Source organism: Streptomyces malaysiensis subsp. malaysiensis (assembly GCF_040653035.1).
Classification (GTDB): Bacteria; Actinomycetota; Actinomycetes; order Streptomycetales; family Streptomycetaceae; genus Streptomyces; species Streptomyces malaysiensis.
In genome coordinates this window covers 329,181-355,744 of record NZ_JBEZNG010000003.1, presented here as the reverse complement: position 1 = coordinate 355,744, position 26,564 = coordinate 329,181, and the positions used below count along the sequence as shown (strand labels likewise).

Below are 26,564 nucleotides of genomic sequence, written 5' to 3'. Positions count from 1 at the left end.
CACCGGCTCGAGCGCCCATCGAATGTGGACACACCGTCTCAGCCGCTGGACGGACGGTCGGACGGCGGGGGCCGACGGATTAGGCTTCGGCTCGTGGCTGAGATCCGGATTCCCGATGACATCAAGCCCGCCGACGGACGCTTCGGCTCGGGCCCCTCCAAGGTGCGCACCGAGGCGCTCAGCGCCCTGGCCGCGACCGGAAGCTCCCTGCTCGGCACCTCCCACCGCCAGGCCCCGGTGAAGAACCTGGTCGGCGAGGTGCGGGAGGGCGTGCGCGAGCTGTTCCAACTCCCCGAGGGGTACGAGGTCATCCTGGGCAATGGCGGTTCCACCGCCTTCTGGGACATCGCGACCCATGGGCTGATCGACTCCAAGTCCCAGCATCTGTCCTTCGGCGAGTTCTCCTCGAAGTTCGCCAAGGCGGCGAAGCTGGCGCCGTGGCTGGAGGAGCCCACGGTGATCTCCTCCGACCCCGGCACCCACCCGGAGCCGCGGGCCGAGAGCGGTACCGACGTCTACGCCTTCACCCACAACGAGACCTCCACCGGTGTGGCCATGCCCATCCAGCGGGTGGCCGGCGCCGACGAGGGCGCGCTGGTGCTGGTGGACGCGACCTCCGGGGCGGGCGGTCTGCCGATCGACATCGCCGAGACGGACGTCTACTACTTCGCCCCGCAGAAGTCCTTCGCGGCGGACGGCGGTCTGTGGCTCGGCGTGTTCTCGCCCGCCGCGCTGGAGCGTGCCGCCCGGATCCACGCCTCCGGCCGGCACGTCCCCGAGTTCTTCTCGCTGCCGACCGCGATCGACAACTCGCTGAAGAACCAGACGTACAACACCCCGGCGCTCGCGACGCTCTTCCTGCTCGACGACCAGCTGAAGTGGATCAACGGACAGGGCGGTCTGGACTGGGCGGTCCGGCGCACCGCGACCTCGTCGCGCACGCTGTACGGCTGGGCCGAGGAGTCCAAGTTCGCCACCCCGTTCGTGGCCGACCCGGCCAAGCGGTCGCAGGTCGTCGGCACGATCGACTTCAACGACGAGATCGACGCCGCCGCGGTCGCCAAGGCGCTGCGGGCCAACGGCATCGTGGACACCGAGCCGTACCGCAAGCTGGGCCGCAACCAGCTGCGGGTGGCGATGTTCCCGGCCGTCGACCCGGCGGACGTCCAGGCGCTGACGGCGTGCGTGGACTACGTCATCGAGCACCTCTGAGACGTTCTGGAGCCCGTATGAAGGGGCCCGCGGCCGACCACCGGCCGCGGGCCCCTTCGTATGCGCGGACGATCGGGATCAGTTCCGGCGGAAGAGCCTGCGCAGGCCGAGGAAGACGATCAGCGCACCGACGAAGGTGAACCCGACCTTGACCAGATTGCCGTTCTTCTCGTCGTCGGTGAACTTGCCGTCGACGCGATCGGAGTACTCCCCGTTCTTCTTCTGCTCCTTCGCCGTGGCGTCCGGCAGGAGCTCCCCGCCGAGGTCCACCGGCGTCACCTTGGAGCCCGCGCCCTCGGTGCCGTACATGAGGGTGCCGCCGTCGGGGGTGAACGTGACCGACTCGCCCTGCCGCTGGAGCGGCAGCCCCGGGTCCTTGTCGAGCCGCGTCGGCTTTCCGTCCCGCCAGCGGTACTCTGCGGCCGAGAAATAGCCGCGGAGCACCAGCCGGGTGCCGTCCGGCGAGAACGCCCCGTCCGTGACCTCCAGGTCGAGGTCGGAGACCCGCCGGAAGACATTCACCCCCGAGGGGCTCAGCTTTTCCGGTCCGATGTACAGCCCGCCGTCCTCGTCGCTCTTGCTGGCGATATAGACGCGGCCCGTCCCGGGGTGGACCATCAGCGCCTCGGCGTTGCGCGGCCCGCCCTGGTACTGCACGGTGAACTGGGTCGCGGTGACGGTGGTGTCCGCCAGCCGCTTCGGCTCGGGGAAGCGGTAGATCCACACATGGGACCACTGACCGCCCAGGTTGTCGCCGATGTCGCCGACGTAGATATTGCCGTCCGGCCCTATCGAGATCGCTTCCACATCGCGGGGATCCCCTATGCCGCGCAGGGTGACCCGTGCGACCGTCTTCCCGGTCCTGCCGTCGACGGCGTAGACGTACGGCCCGTCCGAGCTGTCGTTGTGCGTCCAGTAGACGCCGGGGTGGACTCGGCTCGCGGCGAGGCCGCTGGACTCGGTGATCCGTGGATCCTCGATCGTGAAGGGGGACGGCGACGACGAGTCACCGGCGGCGGCCGGGGCGGCTGCGGTCATGGCCAGCAGCGCGGCGGCACCGAGTACGAACGGAAGCGGACGCATGGGCCCAAGCCTGCCATCCCGCCGGAGGCGTACCGCGCCGGAACCACGCCGAGGGGCTCCCACCGGCCACGCATGGCCTCAGCCCGGCCTGGGCTCCGCCTCCACGCGTCCTCCGGCGCGGACGATCCGCCGTGCGGGCACGGCCGTCGTTCGGGCGCGGCCGCCGTACGGGCGAACCTCCGTCGGGCGCGCCGCCATCCGGGTACGCCGCCGTCCAGGCACGCCTCCGACCGGGCGAAACCTCCGTCCGGGCACGCCGCCGTCCGGGCACGCCTCCGGCCGGGCACGCCGCCGTCCGGGCGAGACTTCCACCCGCCCATGAACCTCCGCCTCCTCCCCCTCCCCCCATGAACCCAACCCGGGCATGACTTCCGCGATCACGGGCAGATAACGTCTGTCAATTATTTGTGCGGGCGGAGACCCCGAAATAACCCCGAGATTATTTGACCTCATCCGGGGATTATTTCGGCGAGAAATTTATCGGTCATTGGCGGCATAGCGGGCGGCGGCATTGCAATGCAGAAAGGCCCCGCTTACGGTCTGAGCCCATGAGCGAATACAGCCAGTCCTCTTATGCGCAAACCGCACCGGCCGCCCATTCCGCCGGTGCCGCGAACCACGGTGCGGCACCGGCCGCGCCGTCCAAGAAGATCGCGATCTTCGCGATCGTCGGCTCGGTCATCGCGCTGGTCGGCTCCATGGTGAACTGGGTGATCTCCGACGCCGAGGGCGCCACCGGCGGCATCAAGGGCATCGACGGCGACGGCATCATCACGCTGATCATCGCCCTGGTCGCGGCGATCTTGTTCATCGCTGCCATGGTCACCAAGAAGGCGGCGCTCTACCTGGTCGGCGGCGTTCTGGGGCTGGTCATGGCCATCGTCGCGGTCATCAACATGGCGGACCCCGAGCGGCTGGTCGTCCAGAAGCTGAAGGACGACGAGGGAGTGTCGCAGGAGGTCGCGGAGAAGGCGGCGGAGCAGGCCGCCAAGCTGTACGAAATGACCGCGGGACCGGGGCTCTACATGGTCCTGATCGGCGCGGTGGTGGCCCTGGCCCTCGGCGTTCTCGGCTTTATGAAGGCTCGCGCCGCCCGCTGATCCGGAAAGGGTGGTCGTATTCGGCTGCCATATTCGTTGATCGCCTTCGGTCGGCACATTCGACCGGAGCCCAGAAAAACCCCAAAGACGCCCGCTTTTTGACCGCACGGGGGGCCAAAAAGCGGGCCTTCGGGTTTTCCACGGGGAATTCCAGGACCGGCCGCCGCCGACGCCCCGGCCCGGCCCCCTTGATTAGAGCGCACTCCAACGGCTTGGCTGATCCCATGGAGTACACGCAGCTCGGACGCACAGGTCTCAAGGTCAGCCGAATCGTCCTCGGCACCATGAACTTCGGTCCGCAGACGGAGGAGGCCGACAGCCACTCGATCATGGATGCCGCGCTCGACGCGGGCATCAACTTCTTCGACACCGCCAATGTGTACGGCTGGGGCGAGAACAAGGGCCGCACCGAGGAAATCATCGGGAGCTGGTTCGCCAAGGGCGGCGGGCGGCGCGAGAAGACCGTCCTCGCGACCAAGGTGTACGCGAACATGGCCGCCGAGGGCGAGCCGTGGCCCAACACCGACAAGCTCTCGGCCGTCAACATCCACCGGGCGGTGGACGCCAGCCTCAAGCGGCTCGGCACGGACCACATCGACCTCTACCAGTTCCACCACGTGGACCGCTCCACCCCGTGGGACGAGATCTGGCAGGCCATCGACGTCCTCGTCCAGCAGGGCAAGATTATCTACGCGGGCTCCTCCAACCACGCCGGCTGGCATATCGCCCAGGCCAATGAGGTCGCGGCCCGCCGCGGCTCGTACGGGCTGGTCAGCGAGCAGTGCCTGTACAACCTGGCCGAGCGCCGCGCCGAGATGGAGGTCATCCCGGCCGCGCAGGGCTACGGCGTGGGCATCATCCCCTGGTCGCCGCTGCACGGCGGACTGCTCGGCGGCGCACTCCGCAAGGAGCGCGAGGGCGGCGGATCGCGCAGCACATCGGGGCGCAGCGCCGACGCGCTGAAGAACCCGGCGGTGCGCGATCAGGTCCAGCGGTACGAGGACGCGCTGGCCAAGCACGGCGTCGATCCCGGCGAGGCGGCCCTGGCCTGGCTGCTCACCCGGCCCGGGGTGACCGGTCCGATCGTGGGCCCGCGCACGGCCGAGCAGCTGGCATCGGCGGTGCGCGCCGCGGAGCTGACGCTGAGCGAGGAGCTGCTGACGGAGCTGGACGAGATCTTCCCGGGTCCTGGGCCGTCACCGGAGGCGTTCGCCTGGTAGCCATGGGGCGACAGCCGTCGAGGCGGTGGCCGGTGGCGGCCTGGCAGCCGTCCGAGGCGGTAGCCGGTGGCGGCGACCAGCGAAGAGGGGGCGTGGGCCGTGCGCGGCCCACGCCCCCTCCCGTTTCAGCCTCCTATGGCGGCCGCCGCGGCGACGACGACGAGAATCAGCACCAGCGCGCCGCTCATGATCATGTTTCTGGTCTTGGGGTCCACGAGTCGAGATTAGCCGGACCGCTCAGTGGCCCAGCGGCCAGGCCGCGATCGCCTCGTAACGCGGCTGCCGCCCGGGGACGCCCGGGTCCGGCGGATGGCTGCGCACCAGGCTGAGCTCACCCACGGTCCACTCCTGGCTCGCGAAGTCGGCGAGCCCGTCGACGTACGGCGCGAGGCCGGTGGTGGGGCGGTGATGCGCGGAGCGGGTACGGGCACGGGCGATGGTCAGATGCGGATGGTACGGACGGTGCCGGTCCATCGGGACCCCGGCCCGCCGTCCCCCCGCCTCCGCGGAGTCGGCCAGCCGCCGCATGGCCTCGCTGTCGCCGTCGACGCCCACCCACACCACCCGGTCGTCGAACCGGCCGCCGCCCGCGAGCCGCAGCTCATGGGGGTGGTGCCGATGGGCGGCGCGGGCCAGCCGGGTGTGCAGCTCGGGCAGCACCTCCTCGGCCACCTCCCCGTAGAAGGCGAGCGTGAAGTGCCAGCCCTCCCGCTCGGTCCAGCGCAGCCCGTCCGCCCCCGGCAGCGCCCGGAGCGCCTCGACCCGCGCGGCCAGCTCGGCGACGGCCGCGTCCGGCGGCAACACGGCGGCGAAGAGTCTCATCCGCCCAGTCTCGCGCACGGAGCTTCGGGAACTCAGCCCCACGGCGTTCACCCCAGCCCCTCCGGCGTTTGAGGAGCGGGGTCCGGGGCGGAGCCCCGGCGGGGGCCGGGCCGAGGGGGCACAGCCCCGGCGGGGCCGAAGGGGGGCGCAGCCCCAGCAGGGTCCGGGGCAGAGCCCCGGCGGGGGCGGGGGGCGTTCAGGCCGTGGCGGCCAGTTCCTTGTCCTCCGCCTCCGGGGCGCGGGGCACGAAGACCATATGCGGATGCCCACGGCGCAGGTCCAGCTTCACCCTCAGTCCGCCGGCCCGGACCAGGATCAGCCCCACCGCGGCCGCGGCCGCCGCCGAGATCAGACCGCCCGCGGCGAAGCCGATACGCGGGCCACAGGTGTCGGTCAGCCAGCCCATCAGCGGGCCGCCGATCGGCGTGCCGCCGACGAAGACCATCATGAACAGGCTCATCACCCGGCCCCGCATCGCGGGATCGGTCGCGAGCTGGACGCTGGAGTTCGCGGTCACGTTGAACGTCAGGCTGAAGATCCCGATCGGCACCATGAGCGCCGCGAAGAGCCAGAAGTACGGGGTGGCCGCCGCGACCGCCTCCAGCAGGCCGAACAGCAGCGCGGCCCCGACCAGCAGCCGCCGCCGGGCCACCACACGCCGGGCGGCGAGCAGCGCACCGGTCACCGAGCCGATCGCGATCAGCGTGTTGAGCAGGCCGTACGTACCGGGTCCGGCCTGGAAGACATCGTCGGCGAAGGCGCTGAGCCAGATCGGGAAGTTGAAGCCGAAGGTGCCTATGAAGCCGACGAGCACGATCGGCCAGATCAGCTCGGGGTTCCCGGCGACATAGCGCAGCCCCTCCCGCAGCTGCCCCTTGCCGCGCGGCGTCCGCTCGACCTTGTGCAGCTCACCGGTGCGCATCAGCAGCAGCCCGATGAGCGGGGCGCCGAACGAGAGCCCGTTGATCAGGAAGGCCCAGCCGCTGCCCACGGCGGTGATCAGCACACCGGCTACGGCCGGGCCGATCAGCCGGGCGGACTGGAAGTTCGCGGAGTTGAGGCTGACCGCGTTCCGCAGGTCCTTGGGGCCGACCATCTCGTTGACGAAGACCTGGCGGGTCGGGTTGTCCACGACGGTGACCATGCCGAGCAGGAACGCGATCAGATAGACGTGCCAGACCTGCACATGGCCGCTGAGGGTGAGGGCGGCGAGGGCGAGCCCGCACAGCCCCAGCGCGGCCTGGGTGAACAGCAGCAGCAGCCGTCTGGGGTACCGGTCCGCGATGACCCCGCCGTACAGGCCGAAGAGCAGCATGGGCAGGAACTGGAGCGCGGTGGTGATGCCGACCGCGGTGGAGGAGCCGGTGAGGCTGAGGACCAGCCAGTCCTGGGCGATCCGCGACATCCAGGTGCCGGTGTTGGAGATCACGGCACCGGTCGCGAACAAGCGATAGTTGCGGATCCTCAGCGAACGGAAGGTTCCGCCCCGGGTGGATGCCGTGGTGGCGGCGCTCGCGGGGCCGGGTGCCGAGTCTGCGGGGTTGTTCGGTGCGGGTGCGGGTGCGGAGTCTGCTCCGGGTCCCGTACTCAAATGTGTTCGCCTCCTGGCTGCCTCGGTTCGTTCTTACATATGCGCGAGCTTCTCCAGCACGGGCGCGGCGGCGCGCAGCACGTCCCACTCGTCCTCGGTCAGCTCCCCGACCAGCTCGGCCAGCCAGGCGTTGCGCTTGCGTCGGCTCTCTTCGAGCATGGCTTCTGCCCGCTCGGTCGGCGAGACGACCTTCTGCCGCCGGTCCTCCGGATGCGGCTCGAGCCTGACCAGTCCCTTGGCCTCCAACAGCGCCACGATGCGGGTCATCGACGGCGGCTGGACATGCTCCTTACGGGCCAGCTCGCCTGGGGTGGCGGAAGCGCACTGGGCCAACGTGCCCAGGACCGCCATCTCGGTCGGGCTGAGCGATTCGTCCACCCGCTGGTGCTTGAGCCGCCGCGACAGACGCATCACTCCGGACCGCAGCGCGCTGACCGCGGCCGCGTCATCGGGGGGCGCCTCCGCCTGGTGCTGGGGGCGGGACAGATCCGGCATGGTCTTTAGCATAACTCATTACCTCGCCTAATGAAAACCCTGGTTACTTCCCTATTTCTATTTCACCCGAACGAGTGAGTTGACTCCGGGTAGTAACGCATGGTGCAACACATGAGCGCCCCGGGACACATCTGACCCAGGGCGCTCAAAGCGGGATGTCTCAACCCGGGAGACCTCGGATCGGGAGGTACCGACCCGGAAGACCTCGGCTCAGGAGACGCCGAGCGCCTGCTCGATCGGGTTGAGCAGGAAGTACACCAGGAAGCACAGCCCCACCGCCCCCAGCAGCCACGGGATCTCCCGGGTCCGCCGGGTGGCGATGCGCAGCAGCAGGAACGAGAGCACGCCCAGCCCGATCCCGTTGGTGATGCTGTAGGTGAACGGCATCGAGATCATGGTCAGGAAGGCCGGGATCGCGATCGTGGAGTCGCTCCAGTCGATCTCCTTGACGTTCGCCGCCATGATCAGGAAGCCGACGACCACCAGCGCGGGGGTGGCGGCCTGCGAGGGCACCACCTTGGCTAGCGGGGTGAAGACCAGCGCGAGCAGGAAGAGACCGCCGGTCACCATGTTCGCGAGCCCGGTGCGCGCCCCTTCCCCGACGCCCGCCGTGGACTCGACGAAGCAGGTGTTGGCCGAGGCCGAGCCGAAGCCACCGCCCGCCACCGCGACACCGTCCACCATCAGGATCCGGCCCATGCCCGGCAGCTGACCGCGCTCATCGGTCAGCCCGGCCTCCTCGCCGACGCCGATGATCGTGCCCATCGCGTCGAAGAAGCCGGAGAGCAGCACGGTGAAGACGAAGAGACAGCCGGTGAGCAGGCCGACCTCATGGAAGCCGCCGAAGAGGCTGACATGGCCGATGAGGCCGAAGTCCGGGGTGTCGACCACCTTCTCCGGGACCGTGGGGACGGTCAGCCCCCACTGGGCGTCCGGGATCCGGGCCAGGGAGTTGATCACGATGGCGACCACGGTCATGGTCACGATGCCGATCAGGATCGCGCCGCGCGTCTTGCGGACGATCAGGATGAACGTGAGCGCGAGGCCGACCACGAACACCAGCACCGGCCAGCCCTGGAGCCGCCCGGCCACCCCAAGGCCCAGGGGGACGGTGGTGTGCGCGGAGTCGGGGTTACGGCTGACGAAGCCGGAGTCGACCAGGCCGATGAGGGCGATGAAGAGCCCGATGCCGATCGCGATCGCCCGCCGCAGCCCGGGCGGGATCGCGTCCATCACCCGCTGTCGCAGCCCCGAGGCGACGAGGATCATCAGCACCAGACCCGCGAGCACCACCATGCCCATCGCGTCCGGCCAGCTCATCTTGGGCGCGAGCTGGAGCGAGACGACGGCGTTGATGCCGAGGCCCGCGGCGAGCGCGATGGGGACGTTGCCGATGATCCCCATGAGCAGCGTGGTCAGGCCCGCGATCAGGGCGGTGGCGGTGACCAGCTGACCGTTGTTGAGCTGATGCCCGAACTTGTCCGTTCCGGCCCCGAGGATGATCGGGTTCAGTACGACGATGTAGGCCATCGCAAAGAACGTGGCCAGTCCGCCACGGATTTCCCGGGAGAGCGAGGAGCCGCGTTCGCTGATCTTGAAAAACTTGTCGATGCCGTTGGCGGGGGGAGTCGGAGCCTGCTGCTCGCCGGCGCCGACCGGCGCGGTGGCCGAGGGGGACATGAAGGACCTCAGTGGTGCGTGAACATCAACAGTGGGGTCCTCTTGGATGACCTTGGATGATCGAACAAGACATTCCACTCAGACCCAGAAGTATTCAGTATGAAACTATCAAGGTCCGATCTCCAAACCGGCCCCGGTACCGCCCCGGCCGGCCCACGCACCACCCCGACCGAGCCCGCGACCGGCCCCCTTAAGCTGTGGCCATGACGAAGTGGACCCCCAAGCACGAGGCGCCGGAGCCCCTCGAGGGCAATGTCGTGGCCACGATCACCGGCGGCACGATCGTGTGGTTCGTCCTCTTCCTCGTCCAGCTGCCCTTCTACGGCTGGTTCGACGACCACGGACATCTGTGGTGGCTGTGGACCTGTCTGGCCGGCGGCAGCCTCGGGCTGCTCGGCGTCTGGTACGTACGGGCCCGGGACGCGGCGATCCGCGGCTCGCGGAGCGACGAGGCACGGAACAGCGAAGCGCGGAACGGCTGACGCACCCGCCCCCAGCACCCAGAACAGCCGACGCACCCGCCCCCCTGGCACGGCATGGCGCGGCGCCGGACCCCGCCGTTCCCGGCGACGGCCCGGCGCCCCGGCCCGGCGCGCGGGCGCGCTCCCCTCCTGATGGCGCGCCCGCTCACCCGTCTGTGGCGCACACGGAAAGTTGAGGGCTCCGCCGCGGGGACGCGCGGGCGGAGCCGGATGGGCCAACTGTACGATCTTCACGGTTCGTTCACAATGTTGTGGAAGCCTCGCGAGGGGCACTTTGTTCGGGAACTACCGGCTTGTGGTCGTCAACTCACCAGTAATGTGAGGGATATGACCGGTAACCGCTTTCGTGCCGATGAAATCGACACCAGCAAGCCGCACTCGGCCCGCATGTACGACTACTTCCTGGGCGGTAAGACCCACTACGCGGTCGACACCCACGCCGCCGAACAGGTCGAGGCCGTCTGGCCCGAGGTCAAGCCGTGGACCCGCGCCAACCGGTCATTCATGCACCGCGCGACCCGCTGGCTCGCGGGCGAGGCGGGCATCCGGCAGTTCCTGGACATCGGCACCGGGATCCCCACCGAGCCCAACCTCCACCAGGTCGCCCAGGAGGTCGCCCCGTCCTCGCGCGTCGTCTACGCGGACAACGACCCCATAGTGCTGGCCTACGCCCAGGCCCTGTTGCTCTCCACGCCCGAGGGCCGCACCGCCTACATCCACGCGGACGTCAGCGACCCGCGGGCGATCCTGGCCTCCGAGGACCTGGCCGACACCCTCGATCTGTCCCAGCCGATCGCCCTGTCGCTCAACGCGATCATGCACTTCATCTCGGATGAGCAGAAGCCGTACGAGATCGTGCGGCAACTGGTCGAGCCGCTGGCCTCGGGCAGCTATCTCGTGCTTTCGCACGGTGCGCTCGACCCCCGCCCCGGCGTCTCGGACGCGGTGACCACCCTCTACCGCAGCAGCGGCATCCATGTGCAGGGGCGCACCCAGGAGCAGATCCTGCCGTTCTTCGACGGACTGGAGCTCATCGATCCGGGCGTGGTGATGCCGCACCGCTGGAAGCCCGGGAGCGAGGAGGCCAGGGCCGAGGCGGAGGCCGAGGAGCTGTGGATCTTCGCGGGCGTGGCGCGCAAGCCCTGACGTCCGGCGCACAAGCCCTGACGTCCGTCAGTCGAACCAGCGCGCCCGCGCCAGCTCCTCCGTACGGGTCAGATCCTCCAGCAGGGCCGCCACCTCGAACCGGCGCGCCCAATGGCCCGCCGCCCAGGCCAGACCGGCCGCGACGCCCTCGACCGTCGAGGCGTGCAGAGTGCCGTCCACATACCGCCAGTCCAGCTCGGCCTCGCCCTCGGCGCCCTCGATCAGCAGCTCCTCATGCTCGATGTACGACAGCGGGGCGCCCGGGAGGAGTTCGCGGACCGCCTCGGGCACCTCGTGCGGATCGCCCTGTGAGGTCACCCGCGCCGGGTACGCCTCGCTCAGCCGCCGCACCTGGAACAGCTCGGCCAGCTCCGCCGCCCGCGCCGGCCGTACGGGCAGCAGCGCCCGGCCGTCCGCCTCGGCCAGCGGCGTCAGGTCCGGGGCGTCCGCGACCAGCGCCTCGCCCGCCTCGACCACCGCCGGCTCACCGTCCACGACGGCGCGCAGCTCGTCCGGCAGGGTCACCTGCTCGGGTTCCAGGTCGGCCAGCTGCCCATAGACGGCGTGCAGCTGGGCGGGGGTCACCTCGCGGTCCGGGTCGGCGAGGCGGGCCAGCAGCTCGGCGGCGCCTCCCGGCTCGTCCAGCAGCGCGACGACGGAGGTCCGTACCCCCAGCGCCCGCAGCACCTGCTCGTCCTCGAACCCGGCCGCGTCCACCGACTCGTACAGCCCGGCCAGCAGCGGATCGCCCCCGGCCGCGCGCAGCCCGGCGGGGCGGCGGCCGTCAAGCACCGGATGGCCGCGCAGCCACCACGCGGTGTACGAGCGCACGATCTCCGTCGTGCCGTCCGGCAGCAGCACCCGCACCGGCGCGGTCAGCGCGTCGCGCAGCGGCGGCTGGGCGAGCATGGCCAGCGCCCGCGGCCAGGCGTCGTCGTCCACCAGGTCCAGGTCCCGTACGGCCACGATCTCGGTGGCCACCGGCGGTACCGGCGTCTGTGGCAGCCGGTCCAGCACGTCCTCGCACCACACGTCGACGGCGTCCAGCACACCGACGTCGTCCGGTTCGGCGAAGTCGCCGTCGCGCGGCTCCAGTTCATCCGGGTCCAGCACCACATCGGTGGCCCTGACCAGCGTGAAGCCCGCCAGCACACCGACCGCGGCCAGCGGCTGCTCACCCCAGCGCTCGGCCAGCTCGGCGTCACACGCGGCGAGTTCGCCCTCCCGCATCACCTGCTCGAAGGCGCTGCCGGGGAGGACCAGTTCACCGGCCGGGGCGAGCTCTCCGTCCTCGTCCGGCAGCGCGAGCGCGGCCAGCCACGGCTCGTCGCCGGGCGCCAGCCGGGCCTGCTGGACCAGGCCGAGGACGGTGTCGGCCAGCGTGTCCGCGTCCAGCGCCGCGCCCAGGGCCTCGCCCTCCTCCGCGAACGGGTCGTACTCGTCCTCCGCCTCCAGCGAATGCGCGACGGCGGCCCGCACCTGCGGGGTGGTCAGCACGGCGCGGGGAGTGGCGGGGGTCGCGCCGAGCTTCTCCAGCAGCGGATGGGCGGCGTCCGGATGTGCAACTTTCAGGCCGAGGCGGGCGAGGGTGCGATGCGTCTCGCCGACCGTACCGCCGCGCTCGGGGGTCTCCGCCGCCCCACCGGTCTCGGTGGTCTCGGCGGTCCCGGCGGTCCCAGCCGTCTCGACTGTCCGCGCGATCTCCACGGCTTCCAGGTCGCCCAGATCGCCGTCGGCCTCGCCCGGCAGCGGCAGCAGCACCTGCCGGGGCCCGATCGTCGTCCGGCCGTCCGCCAGCGGCACCGGCAGCCCGCTCAGCCGGTCCGGGTCGATTCCGCCCAGCGAGTCGTACAGCCGCCGCCACCAGACCGGGGTGCGCTCCACGCCCGCGAGCCGGTCGATCAGCTCGCCCAGCGGCACCCGCGCCACGCCCAGCACCCGCAGCTCCGAGCGGCGTTCGAGACCCGCGGGCAGCAGCGTCGGGAACAGTTCGGCCAGTACCTCCACCGTCTCCGCGCCCGCGCCCTCGACGACCTCGGCGTCCCGGGGCCGCAGCGCGTACGGCTCGCCCTCGGCGCCGCCGCGCGCCAGCACATCGTCGTCCCAGTCGGCGAGAGCGGGCGGCGCCGACGGGGCGGCGGCCGGCTCCCCCGCCGCGGGGCCGCCCTGGGCGGCGTCCGGGCCGAGCGCGTCCGGCGAGCCCAGCCAGCCCTCCACGGCCTCCGCGCCCGCGCCCACCGCCGGTGCGGCTGCGCTGGGCAGGAACGGCACCCTCGGCAGCCGGTCCAGCACCCGCCGGCGCAGCTCCCCGTCCAGCTCGCCCCGGCCCAGCTGGCCCGGGACCAGGTCGATCGTGCCGACCGAGACCGGATGCCAGTCGCGCAGCAACGTCGTGTACGCCTCGGCCGCGCGATCCAGCAGGAAGTCCGTGAGCGGCCCGGGGGCGGTGTGGCGGCGGGTGGGCTCCAGCGGGAAGGAGGCGATCAGCAGGGCGGGCATGCCCAGCGGCTCATCGGTCGGCGTCGGGCAGTGGACGACCGGGGAGGTCGCGGGCCGCGTCGGCGCGCCCTCCGCGTCCACCGGAACCGCCCAGGTCACCGACCACACCGGGCGCAGCCGCTCCTCCACCGGGCGGTCGGCGAGCAGCTCCAGGTCCAGCCGCCCACCGGCGCTCTCGGTGCGCCAGCGCGTCGTACCGCGCGGGCCGCTGTCCTCGACGACGGTGTACGCGCCCTCCTCGCGGCGGCGCAGCGTCCGGGTGCCCTCGACCGTCTCCACCACGACCTCGGCCAGGCCGGGGAGGGTGAGCAGCAGCGCATCGTCGACCCCGGCCAGCAGCCGCTCCGCCACGTCCAGCGCGGCGCCGTCGCGCAGCGGCAGCACCACGACGGTGTCATAGCCGTCCGGGGCGATCCCCTCGGCGGGCAGCGGCAGCCGCAGCAGCGGTACGTGGCCGTCGCGGCGGCGCAGCTCCTCGGCGAGGCCGGGGGCGGCGGCGGTGGCGCGCTGGGTCAGCTCCCGCGCCTCGGCCAGCGACCAGCGCACCCCGCCGGTGCGGCCCACGACCGCGGGCTCGTCGCTCACCGCGAGCACCGCCGCGAAGCCGACGCCGAACCGCCCGACCGCGCTCTCCGGCTCGTCCCGCTTGGCCGACGCGCGCAGGGTGGACAGCGACTCGACCCCGGCCGCGTCCAGCGGTGCCCCCGTGTTGGCGGCGGCCAGCACGGCGGGCTCGCCGTCGGTGGCCGGGCGCAGGGTCAGCCGCAGCCGTCCGGGCACCCCCGCGCGGGCGGCGGCGTCCGCCGCGTTCTGGGCCAGCTCCACGACCAGCCGGTCGCGGTGGCCGCCCAGCGCCAGGTCCTCCTCGGCGTTGGCGTCCTCCCGGAACCGGGCGGGCGACGCGGCCCAGGCGTCCAGCACGCCGCGCCGCAGCCGCGCGGTCCCGAACGGGTCCACGTCCTCGGTCGCGCCTCGCACCATCGCCGTGCTGCTCACGTCTTGCCTCCGGAGTTCCTGGTCGGGGTCCGTCCCGCGCCGCGGCGCCACACCGCCGAGTCCCCCGCGGTGCGGATCACCCCACCGCGCTCGCCGTTCCCTCGCGTGTCGCCCTTGCTAGCCGCGAACGTACCGCTATCCGAGCCCGAACGACGCCTCGGGCCCCACACAACCGGATTCCCCACCTCCCCCGCGAGAACCGGCCTGACCCGCGCTGCGGGGTCCCCGCCACCTCGGGCCACCACCAAGCCTCACACCACCGCCATGGACGCCGCCGCGCCCCCGCCCCGGGGCGGCGCTGCCGCCCCGGCCCTTCCAGCCGCCAGCCGAAAGCGCACGGACCGACCCGCCAGCCCCTCCCCACCGGGAGGCCACCCGCAGGCCGCAGGGGCGGAACGGACGCCGCATGGGCGGAACAGATACGGCCGGGCTCGCCGTTGAGGCCCGACGGGGAAGCGGCAAGCGGACCGTAGGCACGCACCGGGGGAACGCGGACACGCCGCACCACCCGCCGGGCGCAGGCCCCCGCCCGAAGCGGCGGCAGCGGCCAACGGCCACCCCTGCGAGTCAGCAGCGGCGCCGGTTCACACAGCCGCAGGTCGAAGGCGTACCGCGCCAGGCGCGGCCCGGCCGCGTCGTGCGAGGCCGCCCGGCCCGCAGGACCCCAGCCCGCCCCACGGCGGGCAACAAGCCAACACCCCCACAGGCCAGCGCGGCACGGGGCCACGCAGCCCCACACCGAAGACGCAGCCCGGCCGCATCGCGAAACCATCGCCGGGACCGCAACGGGCAACAACCATCACCGGCCGGGTCAGCAACGACGGAGACTCGCGGCAGCCGCAAACCAAAGGCGCACCGGGCCCGGCGCAGCCAGGCCACACCACACAAGACCACCCACCGGGGCCCGCAGAACCCCAGCCCGCCCACGGCGGGCAACAGCCAACACCCCCACAGGCCAGCGCGGCACGGGGCCACACAGCCCCAGACCAAAGGCGCACCGGCCAGGCGCGCCCCGGCCGCGTCGCGAAGCCACCACCGCGGCGCGTGGGACCCCGAGGGGCGGGGACCAGCCGCCATCACCGGCCCGGCCCGCATCAGCCACAGCGGAGACTCGCGGCAGCCGCCAACCGAAAGCGCACCGCGTCGTGCGAGGCCGTCCGCCGAGGGGCGCGGGCCGCGGGCGCGGGGGCCCGCGCGGTGGATCGGCGACCGCGCGGGCTCGCGGCCGCCGCCTCCGTGACGGCGGCGCGTCCGGCGAGGGGCGCCGGGGCGGCGGCCCAGGGGGGCCGCCTCAGCTGTGGCCCAGTTCCTCCGGTGGGGTGTCCGGCTCGACGGAGCCGCCCGTGCGGTCCGGGTGGAGGGGGAGCGGCTCGACGACGGTTTCGTCGACGACGGGCGGGGCCGGGCGGGGAGGCTTGGGCATCACGGCCGCCTCCGAGTGGGCGCCGCAGCCGTACGAGAGGGAGACGACGCGGCCGTCCGCCGGGCTGAACTCATTCGCGCACACCCCGAACGCCTGCCCGAGCGAGCCGCCGAGGGACACCAGGAAGCCGCAGGACGCGCAGGTGCCGGGGGCCGCCTGGGCCATGGGGGTCTTGGGACCGTACGCCTCGTCCCAGCGGTCGGCCGCGACGTGGAGGCCGTAGCGGGACAGCACCCGGGCGCGGCGCATGCCCAGCTCCTCCGCGACGGCCGCGATCGAGCCGGTGCTGGGCGCGGCGGTCTGCGCTGCGGGGGCGCCGGCCGTGACGTCGGCATCCTCCACCGCCGCGAGTTGCTGCATCTCCTCCGAGACGACCGAGTTGGGCGGTGGGATGTCCTCGCCCGAGTAGCCCGGCTCCAGGCGCAGGTCCTCGGCCTCGGTGGGGAGCAGATCGCCCGGCCCCATGTCGCCGGGGCGCAGCCGCTCGCTCCAGGGCACCCACTCCGGCGCGAGCAGCGCGTCGGGGCCGGGGAGCAGCACCGTCTCGTCCAGGGTGACGGCCTTCGCGCGGGAGGCGCGGGTCACCGTGACCGCCCAGCGCCAGCCGCGATAGCCCGGTTCGGCGCTCTCGAAGAGATGCGTGACGACGCGGTCACCCTCGGCGACGGCGCCCAGATACTCGGCGATCTTCCCCGGATGGGCGGCTTCCATGGCCGCCTCGCGGGCGAGTTCGACCGCCTCGGCGCACAGGCGGTCGGGGGTACGGCTTCGCATCGCACTCACAGGATCGATTCTCTCTTCCACGCCGTCGCAGCCGTCTGACCTGGTGCGCCAGCCGTACGGCCGGAACGCGGGACCGCGGACGGAGCGGACCATGGGGCCGCGTCGACGTCCACCCCCATCCGGGCCTTGGGGCGCACCTTGTACGTCCCATTCTGCGGGATGGCTACTCGGCACACGGCCAGGAACGGCCCTCGGTGGCGCGGTTACGCACGCTACCTTGTCCGGCCGCGCCGCCCCTACCCCCGTCTCATGCCCGCCTCCGGCCCCGGCGCCGCGCGGCCCCCGTCCGCCCACCCCGGGGAAACCGCATCTCCGCTGGACAGCAGGGTGTTGCCGGTCCTCTTCGGCGACGCCGCCATCCGGAAAGCCGTCGAAGGTCTGACGCTCGGGCCGTGTTGGCTGCACCATGGTCAGGTGGCAGAAAAGCGATGGTACGGCGGCGGCCCGACCCAACGGTCGGGCCGCTGGGTCGTCCACGCGCTCCGTCTTCCCTTCGCGCTCCGCCTCCCCTTCACCGCGGCCGGGCGGGGTATCCGCCGGGCCACCCACGCCCATGGAGCCGGGGAGTCGGGGCTCGGCAAGCTGATCGAACTGCACGCGGTGAACTCCGCGGGCGACATGCTGATCACCGTCGCGCTCGCCTCCACGATCTTCTTCTCGGTCCCGACCGACGAGGCCCGCGGCCGGGTCGCGCTCTACCTGGTCATCACCATGGCGCCGTTCGCGCTGCTCGCCCCCGTCATCGGCCCGCTCCTGGACCGTCTGCCGCACGGCCGCCGCGCGGCGATGGCGGGCGCGATGCTGACCCGTACGGTGCTCGCGCTCACGATGGCGGGCGCGGTGGTGGGCGGTGGTCTGGAGCTGTATCCGGCGGCGCTGGGCGTGCTGGTGGCGTCCAAGGCGTACGGAGTCGTCCGTTCCGCCGTAGTGCCACGACTGCTCCCACCCCACTTCTCCCTGGTCAAGGCCAACTCACGGGTGACCCTGGCCGGGCTGCTGGCCACCGGTGTGGCGGCCCCGCTGGGGGCCGGGCTGCATCAGATCGGTCCGGGCTGGCCGCTGTACGGGGCGTCCGTGATCTTCCTGCTGGGCGGATTCCTGTCGTTCACCCTGCCGCACAAGGTGGACTCCGCGAAGGGTGAGGCCAAGGCGCAGTTGACCTCGGGACAGCACCATCTGCATCTGCCGGTGACGGTGCGCAAGCCCAAGGCCAGGGTCGGCGGGGCCAGGACCGCCCTGGGCAGGGCCGCCTTCTGGCGGAACCGGTCGGGCCGGCCCGGCCTCCGTACGGTCGGCCCCTCCGTCCTGCACGCCCTTCAGGCGTGTGCCGCGCTGAAGACCTTGTCCGGATTCCTCACCCTCTTCCTCGCCTTCCTCCTCCGCGACCAGCCGCTGGGCGGGCTCGGCCCGGAGATCTCGCTCGGCCTGGCCGCGGTCTGTGCGGGCGGCGGCAACGCGCTGGGCACCGCGATCGGCGCCTGGCTGCGGACGCGCGGCCCGGAGCTGATCATCGCGGTGGTGCTGAGCTCGGCCCTGGCCGTGATCGTCGTATCGGCGGCCTTCTACAGCGCGGTGACGGTGGCCGCCGTTGCCGCCACCGCCGGTATCTCCCAGGCGCTGGGCAAGCTGTCGCTCGACGCGCTGATCCAGCGTGACGTCCCGGAGGAGGTCCGCACCTCCGCGTTCTCCCGCTCCGAGACAACGCTCCAGATGGCATGGGTCGTCGGCGGCGCCATCGGCATCGCGCTGCCGCTCCACGGGGTGCTGGGGATGGCGGTCGCCGCGGCGGTGATCGCGCTGGGCGCGGCGCTGAGCGTCCGTGGGCTGCTGAGCGCCTCCCGGCAGGGGGCGCCGTATCCACGGGTCGCCTGACCGGCGCGGGAACACGAGCGGACCGCCCTGCACCCGAGCCTGTGACCCGCCCCGCGCGCGAGCCTGTCACCCGCCCTGCACGCGAGCCTGTCACCCGCCCCGTGCGCGAGCCTGTGACCTGACGCTTACCCCGGACCGTGGCCCGACCCGCGCGCGAGGCGATCGGGGCGGCCAGATAGCCTGCCCGCATGACCGCTGCGCTGTTTTCCAGGGGCAAGGGCCGCCGCGCCGTCACCGCCGCCTGTGCCGTGTCCCTCGGGCTCGTCGCCCTCTCCGCCTGCGACAAGCCGACCCCGCTGGCAACGGTGACGGTCGGTTCGGACACCGTGACGGCCGAGGCGAGCAACGGCTGCTACGGCGACGGCAAGGACCTGAGCTCACAGAAGTTCAAGGACTGTCTGTCGGCCAAGCCCGAGAAGACGATCAAGGTGACCCCCGGGGACAAGGTACGGATCGGGGTGGACCCCGAGATCGCCAAGTCCAGCTGGGGCCTGATCGCCAACAACCCGGTCATGGCCGAGGCGAGCAAGGAGACGTACCGCAGCTTCGACAGCGACACGCTCTTCGCCCGGCAGAACCCGCAGACGGGCCAGACCACGCTCGAGAAGAAGGTCACGATCACCATCGCCGAACTCGGCAAGAGCAGCCAGGGCGTCAAGGGCATCTGGCGGTTCACACTGGAACGGGATTCCTGACGAACGGCCCTCCGGGCGAAGCCCTGGGCGGAGCCCCGGGCGGAACTCCGGGCGGGACGTCCGACGAGGCGACGTCTGACGAAACCCTGTCGTATGGGGCACCGTCGTACGAGACCCCGTCGTACGGGGCCCGGGCCCGCCAGGAGAACCCAGGACACCGCGAGAACCGGACACACCGGGAAGGCCAGGAGGACCGGACACGCCGGGGCACCGGCCGAGCCGTGACAAGGGGGAGCCGCTGATGCGCGTACTGATCGTCACGGCCGTACCCGCCGAGCGGGACGCCGTCGTACGGGGCATCGCCGCCACGGCCCCCGAGGTGGCCGAACTCCCCGTCCCCGGCGGCGTGATCCACCGGCTGAGCCCGGTGCCGCCCACCGGGCGGCCACTCACCGTGGACGTCCTGGCCGCCGGAGTCGGCCCGGCGGCCGCGGCGGCCGGCACCGCCGCCGCGCTGACCGCGGCCGCGGTCGCCCGCACCCCCTACGACCTCGCCGTATCGGCCGGTATCGGCGGCGGCTTCACCGCCATGCCGCCCGCCACGGCAGCGCCCGCCACCACGCCGCCCACGACCGCAGCGCCTACCTCCCCGGCACCCACCACCCCGCGCCGCGGCTCCGCCGCCGCGCGCCTCGGCTCCGTCGTCGTCGCCGACGCGATCGTCGCCGCCGACCTGGGCGCCGAGACCCCCGACGGCTTCGCCGCCGTCACCGACCTGGGCTTCGGAACCGTCGAACATCTTCCGCCCGCCCCGCTCGTCGCCGCCGTCGCCGAGGCGACGGACGCCGTGCGCGGCACCGTGCTCACCGTGTCGACCGTGACCGGGAGCGCCGAACGGGCCGCCGCGCTGCTGCGCCGCCATCCGCACGCCGTCGCCGAGGCCATGGAGGGCTTCGGCGTGGCGGAGGCCGCCGCGGCGCAGGCCGTGCCCGCTCTGGAAGTACGAACGGTCTCCAACGCCGTCGGGCCGCGCGACCGCGCCGCCTGGCGGATCGGGGAGGCGATGGCGGCGCTCACGAGCGCCTTCGCGACCATCGCCCCCCTCCTCGGCACCTGGACCTTTGACCCGGAAGGAACCCGGCAGTGACTGAGCCCCTGACCGAGCCTCTGAAGATCGCCTACTCGCCGTGCCCCAACGACACCTTCGTCTTCCACGCCTGGGCCCACGGCAGCGTCCCCGGCGCGCCCGCGCTCGATGTCACCTTCGCCGACATCGACATCACCAACGGGATGGCGGAGCGCGGTGAGTTCGATGTGCTGAAGGTGTCCTACGCCGTACTGCCATGGGTGCTGGACGACTATGCGCTGCTGCCCTGCGGCGGGGCGCTCGGACGCGGCTGCGGTCCGCTGGTGCTCACTCGGCGGCCCGGCGAGGGGCCGGAACCCACCGGCAAGGACCTGGCGGGGAAGACGGTCGCGGTGCCGAGCGAGCGTTCGACCGCGTATCTGCTCTTCCGGCTGTGGGCCGCCGCCGAGGTGCCGGGCGGAATCGGCGAGATCAAGGTGCTGCCGTTCCACGAGATCATGCCCGCGGTGCGGGACGGCGAGGTCGACGCCGGGCTCGTCATCCACGAAGCCCGGTTCACCTATCAGAATTACGGGCTGCACTGCCTGGCTGACATGGGCGAGCACTGGGAGCGGACCACCGGTCTGCCGATCCCGCTCGGCGCGATCATCGCCAAGCGCTCACTGGGCGCCGAGCGGCTGCGGGAGCTCGCCGACGCCGCCCGGACATCGGTGCGAATGGCCTGGGACGACCCGGAGGCGTCGCGGGTGTATGTCCTTGAACACGCCCAGGAGATGGACCCGGCCGTCGCGGACCAGCACATCGGGCTGTATGTGAACGAGTTCACCGCCGACCTCGGCGAGAGCGGCTACGCCGCGGTGCGCGGGCTGCTGACCCGCGCGGCGGCCGAGGGACTGGTGCCGCCCCTCGGCCCCGGGGCGCTGGAGGCCGTCTGACATTCCGGCGTTCCGGCGAATTCCCGTTGGTGGATACCCGTTGCTGGATACCCGTCAGGTTCCCGCTGATGGATACCTGTCAGGCTCGGCCTGGCGGGTATCCATCCGGGAACGTCATACATGCCGGGAGGAATACGTGCCGCCGGGCCGTTCAGGTCATACGTCTGCGCCTCATACGTCAGTGCGTCAGGCGTCTACGCGTCATACGTCAGGCGTCATACGCCAGCGCTTCATACCGTCGGCGCGTCATACGTCCACGCGCCGGATCAGGTCATACGTCGAGCTGGTCGGCCACCGCGCGCAGCATGCCAGCGATCTTGTGGCCATGGGCCTTGTCGGGATAGCGGCCGCGCTCCAACTGCTGCGTCACGTTCTCCAGAAGGGTGGTCAGGTCCTGGACGATGGACGCCAGCTCGTCCGGCTTGCGCCGCTGAGCGGCCGCCACGGAAGGGGTCGGCTCGAGAATGGTGACGGACAGTGCCTGATCTCCGCGATTTCCGGCCACCACGCCGAATTCCACGCGCTGTCCCGGCTTTAGTGAGTCGACGCCTTCTGGGAGCACCGACGAGTGAACGAAGACGTCGCCGCCGTCATCGCGGGAGAGAAAGCCGAAGCCCTTCTCACTGTTGAACCACTTGACCTTGCCGGTAGGCACGTCTGTCTCGTCCTCGTCGCTCGTCGGAAAACACGGAAAAACAGCTCTCGATAGCACTACAGCGGGTCGTAAGACCCGCCACCACCAAGGCTAATGGTCCCGAGCCTGGTGACAAGACGTACCCGGGTGGTTCCTATGCGCGCTCTGGCACGGATCTACCCTGGTCCGGTGAGTAATGAAACCCCGCACAACGGTGGCGCCCCCAGCCGCCCCCGGGAGGCGCCCCTTCCCGGCGACCGGCTCATCCGGTTCGGCGTCATTGTCTTCGCCATTGGAGCGGTGGCCACCCTCGTCACCGTCGCACCGCTCTTTCTGGGCGCGGATCCGTTGCCGTCGGTGGCGTACTTCGTATGCATGCTGATGGGCGTCGGCTTCGCGCTCGCCGCCGTCGGGCTGCTGCGCTCCATCGCGGCACAGCGGCGGGAAGCCTCGGCGCCCGCCCAGGTGTCACCGCCGTCCGTACCGCCGTCCGGGTGAATCAGCCCGGGGTCTGAAACACCCCGAGGGGCTGAAACACCCTGGGCAGCCAGGAACCATCAGCCCGCCGTCGCCGTACGACCGCCCATGTCCGTACGGCCGTCCACGTCCGTACGACCGCCCATGTCCGTACGGCCGTCCATATGGCCCGTCAGCCAGGCCGGAAACGCCGTCAGATCGTCCAGGACGACATCGGCGCCGGCCGTAAGGAGCTCATCCGCCGCGCAGGGCCCGGTGGCGACCGCCACGGAGAGCGCACCGGCCGTACGGGCGCCCCGTACGTCACCCGTGTGGTCACCGACGTACACCGTCGCCCCGTACTCCCGCAGCGCCTCCGCCTTGGCCTCGGCCCACAGCCAGCCGATGACCGCGTCCGCCTCGATGCCCAGGTGGCTCAGGTGCAGCTTGGCGTTGGGCTCGTGCTTCGCGGTGACGACGATGGCCCGGCCCCCGGCCCGCCGCACGGCCTCGATCGCCTCACGGGCCCCGGTCATGGCCGGGGTGGGCCCGATCGCGTACTCCGGGTAGAGCTCGCGGTAGAGCTCGCCCATCTCCTCGATGCGCTCATCGGGGAACCAGTGCACCAACTCCTGCTCCAGCGGCGGCCCGAGCCGGGTGATGGCGAGGTCGACGTCGATATAGGCGCCGGTCCGGGCCGAGAGCGCCTCGTACGTCGCCTTGATGCCCGGTCGGGAGTCGATGAGGGTCATGTCGAGGTCGAAGCCGACGGTCACCGTGTGTGACCCGGCGTCCGCGGCGAGACCCGGTTCGGTGGTGGCGGCGGGGGACGGAGCGGATTGCGAAGACATGCCCGCCATTGTGCCTTGGTCCACCCCATACACTTAGCCTCGCCTAACTTCGTAGCCGACGAGCGAGCCGAACGAACGGAAGCGATGACCGCCGACCGGGCCAGCAGCCGCCCTCCCAGAGCCTCCCTGGTCCGCCGTCGTCTCGGCTGGACGGCCGTGGCCGTCGCCGCCCTGCTGCTCGCCGTCCTGCTGAGCCTCGCCGTGGGCAGCCGCCAGATCGCGCCGAGCGCGGTCCTGGACGCGCTGCTGCACGGCGGTTCGAGCGACGCCGCCGACATCGTGCGGTCCCTGCGGCTGCCGCGCACCCTCATCGGGCTGATGGTCGGCGCGGCGCTCGCCATGGCGGGCACCGTGATGCAGGGTGTCACCCGCAACCCGATCGCCGACCCGGGCATCCTCGGCATCAGCCAGGGGGCCTCGGTGGGTGTGGTGCTCGCGATCGCCTTCGCGGGGGTGCACACGCTCACCGGCTATGTCTGGTACGCCTTCGCGGGCGCCGGGCTGGCGTCGGTCGCCGTCTACGCCATCGCCACCAGCGGGCGGGGCGGCGCGACCCCGGTCAAACTCGCGCTCTCCGGCGCCGCGATCAACGCGCTGCTGGTGTCCGTGACAACGGGCGTGCTGACGACGAAGGCGGCGGCCCTGGATGAGTTCCGCTTCTGGCAGATCGGCTCGCTCGCCGGCCGGGACACCGCGCTCGTCGGCCAGATCTGGCCGTTCCTGCTGGTCGGTACGGTGCTGGTGATCGCGGTGGCACGCGGTCTCGACGCACTGGCACTCGGCGAGGACGTCGCGAAGGGGCTCGGCCAGAACGTGGCCGCCGTACGGATCGTCGCGGCCCTCGGCGCCACGATCCTCACCGGTGTCGGGGTCGCCGCCGCCGGTCCGCTCGCCTTCATCGGCCTCGCGGTCCCCCATATCGCCCGCGCGATCGTCGGCACCGACCACCGCTGGGTCCTGCCGATGGCCGCGCTGATCGGCCCGGTGATGCTGCTGGTCTCGGATGTGGTGGGCCGGATACTCTTCCCGCCGAGCGAGGTCCCGGCGGGTGTGATGACCGCGCTGATCGGGGTGCCCTTCCTGGTCACGCTGGTCCGCCGGAAGGCGGTGGCCGCATGACCAGCACCGAGAGCCGCACCGACGACGATGCCGAAGGCCGTGCCGTCCGTACGGGGCGTACGGGGCGTACGGGTGCCCGGCCGGGTGGCCGTACGGGCGTCCGCCCCGCCGGGTACGGCCTGATCCGCGTCAAGGGCGGCGGGCGCGGCGTGAGCGCCGGGCACGGTGGAGGCGGTGCGCGCGGTGGGTACGGCGCACGTGGCGGATCGTTCCTGCTGCATCGCCGCTCGGCCCTCGTCGCGATCGGGCTGACCCTGGCCACCGCCGCCGTCTGTGTGGCGTATCTGTGCGTCGGCGAGAGCTTCGTCGCGCCCGCCGACGCCGTGAAGGCCGTCCTGCACACCCAGTGGGGCCTCGGCCCGGCCACCCCGAACGACCTCGTCGTCGGCACGCTGCGGCTCCCCCGGATGACGCTCGGCCTGTTGGTCGGCGCCGCCTTCGGGATCGCGGGCGCGCTGATCCAGACGGTGGCCCGCAACCCCCTCGCGAGCCCCGACATCATCGGCGTCAGCCAGGGCGCGAGCGCGGTGACCGTGGGCGCGATGACCTACGGGATCGGCTCCTTCACGGTCCTGCCCTATCTCTCCGTCGCGGGCGGTCTCGCCGCCGCCGCGCTGGTGTACGTCTTCGCCTGGCGCGGCGGGCTGCACGCCGCCCGCTTCGTGCTCATCGGCATCGGCTTCGCCGTCGCGCTGCGCTCGATCACCCATCTCTTCCTGACCAAGGGCGACTATCTGGTGGCCCAGCAGGCGAAGGTGTGGATGACCGGTTCGCTCAACGGACGCGGCTGGGGCGAGGCCGCTCCGCTCGGCTGGGCGCTGCTGGTGCTGCTGCCCGGTGTGCTGTGGGCGGCACGGGCGCAGCGCACGGTGTCGCTGGACGACGACACGGCGACCGCGCTCGGCGTACGGCTCGGGCGGGTGCGGCTGGGTCTGGCGTCCCTCGGCATCGTGCTCGCGTCGATGGCGACGGGCGCGGCCGGCCCGGTGGACTTCGTGGCGCTGCTCGCCCCGCAGATCGCCCGCCGGATGACCCGGACCGCCCAGATCCCGCTGCTGTGCTCGGCCCTGACCGGAGCGTTCATCGTCGTCACCGCCGATCTGCTGGCCCGCAAGCTGTTCGCGCCGACCGAACTGCCGGTGGGTGTGCTGACGGCCGCGGTCGGCGCCCCGTATCTGATCCACCTGCTGCTGTCTTCCGGGGGACGCGGCCGTAAGGGAGGCACCGCCGCATGACCGCTTCGGCGTCCACGACGGGAACGAGCCAGGAGGCGGGTCCTCCCGCGGGCCCCGCCACCGCGAACCGGCTCACCGCACATCAGCTGACCCTCGCCTACGAGGACCGGACCGTCGTGGACGGGCTGGACCTGGAGATACCCGACGGCGAGGTCACGGTCATCGTCGGCCCCAACGCCTGCGGCAAATCCACCCTGCTGCGCGCCCTCGGGCGGCTGCTGCGGCCGCGCGGCGGCGCCGTGCTGCTCGACGGCACGGATCTCGCGCGTATCCCCACGAAGAAGATCGCCCGGTCGGTGGGGCTGCTGCCGCAGACCCCGGTCGCGCCCGAGGCGATCACTGTCGCCGATCTCGTCTCCCGCGGCCGCCAGCCGCACCAGCACTGGTGGCAGCAGTGGTCGGAGGAGGACGAACGGGCCGTCACGGACGCCATGGAGCGCACGGACGTGACGGCGCTCGCCGACCGCCCGGTGGACGAGTTGTCCGGCGGGCAGCGGCAGCGCGTCTGGATCGCGATGGCGCTCGCACAGGAGACCGATCTGCTGCTGCTGGACGAGCCGACGACGTATCTGGACATCTCCCACCAGGTGGAGGTGCTGGACCTGGTGCGCCAGCTCAACCATGAACGCGGCCGTACGGTCGTCGCCGTCCTGCACGACCTCAACCAGGCCGCCCGCTACGCCGACCACCTGATCGCGATGAAGACGGGCCGAATCGTCGCCCGCGGCCGCCCGGAGGACATCGTCACGGCGGAGTTGGTGCACGAGGTCTTCGGCCTGGAGTCGGTGGTCGTCCCGGACCCGGTCACAGGCAGCCCCCTCGTCGTCCCGGGCACGCCTTGGCGAGCCGAGAAGGGCTGAGCGGGGCGGGGCCTGCGGGGCGGTTGCCTGCGGCGCGTTGCCGAAGCGGGGCGTTGCCGAAGGCGGGGCGCGGCCGAAGCGGCGCGGGACCGAAGCAGGGCGTGGGCCGAAGCAGCGCGGGACCGAAGCGGCACGCGGCCGAAGCAGGGCGTGGCCGAAGGCGGGGCGCGGCCGAAGCGGCGCGTTGCCGAAACGGGCGCGGCCGAAGCGGCGCGTTGCCGAAACGGCGCGTGGGCCGAAACGGCGCGTTGCTAAGCCGCGCCGGGGCACGGGGGCTCAGCCACGCGGGGCACATGGCTGAACCACGCGGGGCACGCGGCTCCGCCGCGCGAGGCACGGGGCTCATGG

At 72.1% G+C, this 26,564-nt stretch carries 22 protein-coding genes; 13 read left to right on the top strand and 9 right to left on the bottom strand.

Going from position 1 to position 26,564, the window contains the following annotated elements; translation table 11 throughout:
• Positions 1-93 precede the first annotated feature (93 nt).
• Positions 94-1,212 carry a phosphoserine transaminase gene (serC, locus tag AB0E24_RS08685; RefSeq protein WP_069870560.1) on the top strand — a complete coding sequence of 373 codons (1,119 nt, stop codon included), beginning with the start codon at positions 94-96 and terminating at the stop codon, positions 1,210-1,212.
• A 78-nt stretch (positions 1,213-1,290) separates the two neighbouring features.
• Here serC and AB0E24_RS08680 read toward each other — a convergent pair whose 3' ends face one another.
• On the bottom strand, positions 1,291-2,295 hold the full coding sequence (locus tag AB0E24_RS08680) for a YjiK family protein (RefSeq protein ID WP_359375596.1): 1,005 nt from the start codon (positions 2,293-2,295) through the stop codon (positions 1,291-1,293).
• A 548-nt stretch (positions 2,296-2,843) separates the two neighbouring features.
• Between AB0E24_RS08680 and AB0E24_RS08675 the strand changes: the two genes are divergently transcribed.
• Positions 2,844-3,395, top strand: coding sequence for a hypothetical protein (locus AB0E24_RS08675; RefSeq protein WP_093702710.1), 552 nt, complete (start codon positions 2,844-2,846; stop codon positions 3,393-3,395).
• A gap of 224 nt (positions 3,396-3,619) precedes the next feature.
• Positions 3,620-4,615: an aldo/keto reductase gene (locus AB0E24_RS08670; RefSeq protein WP_359375593.1), complete on the top strand. Its 996-nt coding sequence runs from the start codon at positions 3,620-3,622 to the stop codon at positions 4,613-4,615.
• Between the two features lie 237 nt (positions 4,616-4,852).
• Here AB0E24_RS08670 and thpR read toward each other — a convergent pair whose 3' ends face one another.
• The 4 genes from thpR to AB0E24_RS08650 form a co-directional block, all read right to left on the bottom strand.
• A complete protein-coding gene (gene thpR, locus AB0E24_RS08665; RefSeq protein WP_069870570.1) occupies positions 4,853-5,437 on the bottom strand; it encodes an RNA 2',3'-cyclic phosphodiesterase in 585 nt (194 codons plus the stop codon).
• Positions 5,438-5,633: 196 nt separating this feature from the next.
• Positions 5,634-7,028, bottom strand: coding sequence for an MFS transporter (locus tag AB0E24_RS08660; RefSeq protein WP_069870572.1), 1,395 nt, complete (start codon positions 7,026-7,028; stop codon positions 5,634-5,636).
• A 33-nt stretch (positions 7,029-7,061) separates the two neighbouring features.
• On the bottom strand, positions 7,062-7,523 hold the full coding sequence (locus AB0E24_RS08655; protein WP_069870573.1) for a MarR family winged helix-turn-helix transcriptional regulator: 462 nt from the start codon (positions 7,521-7,523) through the stop codon (positions 7,062-7,064).
• Positions 7,524-7,733: 210 nt separating this feature from the next.
• Positions 7,734-9,203 (bottom strand): NCS2 family permease, encoded by a 1,470-nt coding sequence (locus tag AB0E24_RS08650; RefSeq protein ID WP_359375590.1) that lies wholly within the window; start codon positions 9,201-9,203, stop codon positions 7,734-7,736.
• A 203-nt stretch (positions 9,204-9,406) separates the two neighbouring features.
• On the opposite strand from AB0E24_RS08650, the gene AB0E24_RS08645 reads away from it, so the two are divergent.
• Both AB0E24_RS08645 and AB0E24_RS08640 read left to right on the top strand, forming a co-directional pair.
• Positions 9,407-9,685, top strand: coding sequence for a DUF2530 domain-containing protein (locus tag AB0E24_RS08645; protein ID WP_069870577.1), 279 nt, complete (start codon positions 9,407-9,409; stop codon positions 9,683-9,685).
• A gap of 327 nt (positions 9,686-10,012) precedes the next feature.
• Complete coding sequence (locus tag AB0E24_RS08640) at positions 10,013-10,831, top strand: SAM-dependent methyltransferase (RefSeq protein WP_359375587.1); 819 nt, start codon at positions 10,013-10,015, stop codon at positions 10,829-10,831.
• A gap of 27 nt (positions 10,832-10,858) precedes the next feature.
• Here AB0E24_RS08640 and AB0E24_RS08635 read toward each other — a convergent pair whose 3' ends face one another.
• Positions 10,859-14,311, bottom strand: a complete 3,453-nt coding sequence (locus AB0E24_RS08635) for a sacsin N-terminal ATP-binding-like domain-containing protein (protein WP_359375800.1) — start codon at positions 14,309-14,311, stop codon at positions 10,859-10,861.
• Positions 14,312-15,617: 1,306 nt separating this feature from the next.
• On the bottom strand, positions 15,618-16,523 hold the full coding sequence (locus tag AB0E24_RS08630; protein WP_099014104.1) for a DUF3027 domain-containing protein: 906 nt from the start codon (positions 16,521-16,523) through the stop codon (positions 15,618-15,620).
• Between the two features lie 168 nt (positions 16,524-16,691).
• On the opposite strand from AB0E24_RS08630, the gene AB0E24_RS08625 reads away from it, so the two are divergent.
• From AB0E24_RS08625 to AB0E24_RS08610, 4 genes are all read left to right on the top strand, one after another.
• Positions 16,692-18,404 (top strand): MFS transporter, encoded by a 1,713-nt coding sequence (locus tag AB0E24_RS08625; protein ID WP_432445432.1) that lies wholly within the window; start codon positions 16,692-16,694, stop codon positions 18,402-18,404.
• A 188-nt stretch (positions 18,405-18,592) separates the two neighbouring features.
• Entirely contained in the window at positions 18,593-19,099 is a 507-nt protein-coding gene (locus AB0E24_RS08620) for a hypothetical protein (RefSeq protein WP_069870582.1), read from the top strand.
• Between the two features lie 241 nt (positions 19,100-19,340).
• The gene (gene mqnB / locus AB0E24_RS08615; RefSeq protein WP_359375584.1) at positions 19,341-20,186 is read left to right on the top strand and encodes a futalosine hydrolase; all 846 of its coding nucleotides are present in this window, start codon (positions 19,341-19,343) and stop codon (positions 20,184-20,186) included.
• A gap of 8 nt (positions 20,187-20,194) precedes the next feature.
• Positions 20,195-21,061: a 1,4-dihydroxy-6-naphtoate synthase gene (locus tag AB0E24_RS08610; RefSeq protein WP_359375798.1), complete on the top strand. Its 867-nt coding sequence runs from the start codon at positions 20,195-20,197 to the stop codon at positions 21,059-21,061.
• A 271-nt stretch (positions 21,062-21,332) separates the two neighbouring features.
• Here AB0E24_RS08610 and AB0E24_RS08605 read toward each other — a convergent pair whose 3' ends face one another.
• The gene (locus tag AB0E24_RS08605; protein WP_069870586.1) at positions 21,333-21,716 is read right to left on the bottom strand and encodes a cold-shock protein; all 384 of its coding nucleotides are present in this window, start codon (positions 21,714-21,716) and stop codon (positions 21,333-21,335) included.
• Positions 21,717-21,884: 168 nt separating this feature from the next.
• On the opposite strand from AB0E24_RS08605, the gene AB0E24_RS08600 reads away from it, so the two are divergent.
• Positions 21,885-22,193, top strand: coding sequence for a hypothetical protein (locus AB0E24_RS08600; protein WP_079258039.1), 309 nt, complete (start codon positions 21,885-21,887; stop codon positions 22,191-22,193).
• Positions 22,194-22,252: 59 nt separating this feature from the next.
• On the opposite strand, the gene AB0E24_RS08595 is transcribed toward AB0E24_RS08600, so the two are convergent.
• Positions 22,253-23,011 (bottom strand): HAD family hydrolase, encoded by a 759-nt coding sequence (locus AB0E24_RS08595; RefSeq protein WP_237288291.1) that lies wholly within the window; start codon positions 23,009-23,011, stop codon positions 22,253-22,255.
• Positions 23,012-23,086: 75 nt separating this feature from the next.
• Here AB0E24_RS08595 and AB0E24_RS08590 point away from each other — a divergent pair, with 75 nt between their 5' ends.
• The 3 genes from AB0E24_RS08590 to AB0E24_RS08580 are packed head-to-tail and all read left to right on the top strand — an operon-like array spanning position 23,087 to position 26,216.
• A complete protein-coding gene (locus AB0E24_RS08590) occupies positions 23,087-24,121 on the top strand; it encodes a FecCD family ABC transporter permease (RefSeq protein ID WP_079258040.1) in 1,035 nt (344 codons plus the stop codon).
• Positions 24,118-25,356 carry a FecCD family ABC transporter permease gene (locus AB0E24_RS08585; protein WP_359375580.1) on the top strand — a complete coding sequence of 413 codons (1,239 nt, stop codon included), beginning with the start codon at positions 24,118-24,120 and terminating at the stop codon, positions 25,354-25,356. The genes AB0E24_RS08590 and AB0E24_RS08585 overlap by 4 nt, the downstream gene beginning before the upstream one ends.
• A complete protein-coding gene (locus tag AB0E24_RS08580) occupies positions 25,353-26,216 on the top strand; it encodes an ABC transporter ATP-binding protein (protein WP_359375578.1) in 864 nt (287 codons plus the stop codon). Before AB0E24_RS08585 ends, AB0E24_RS08580 begins: the two co-directional genes overlap by 4 nt.
• Positions 26,217-26,564 lie beyond the last annotated feature (348 nt).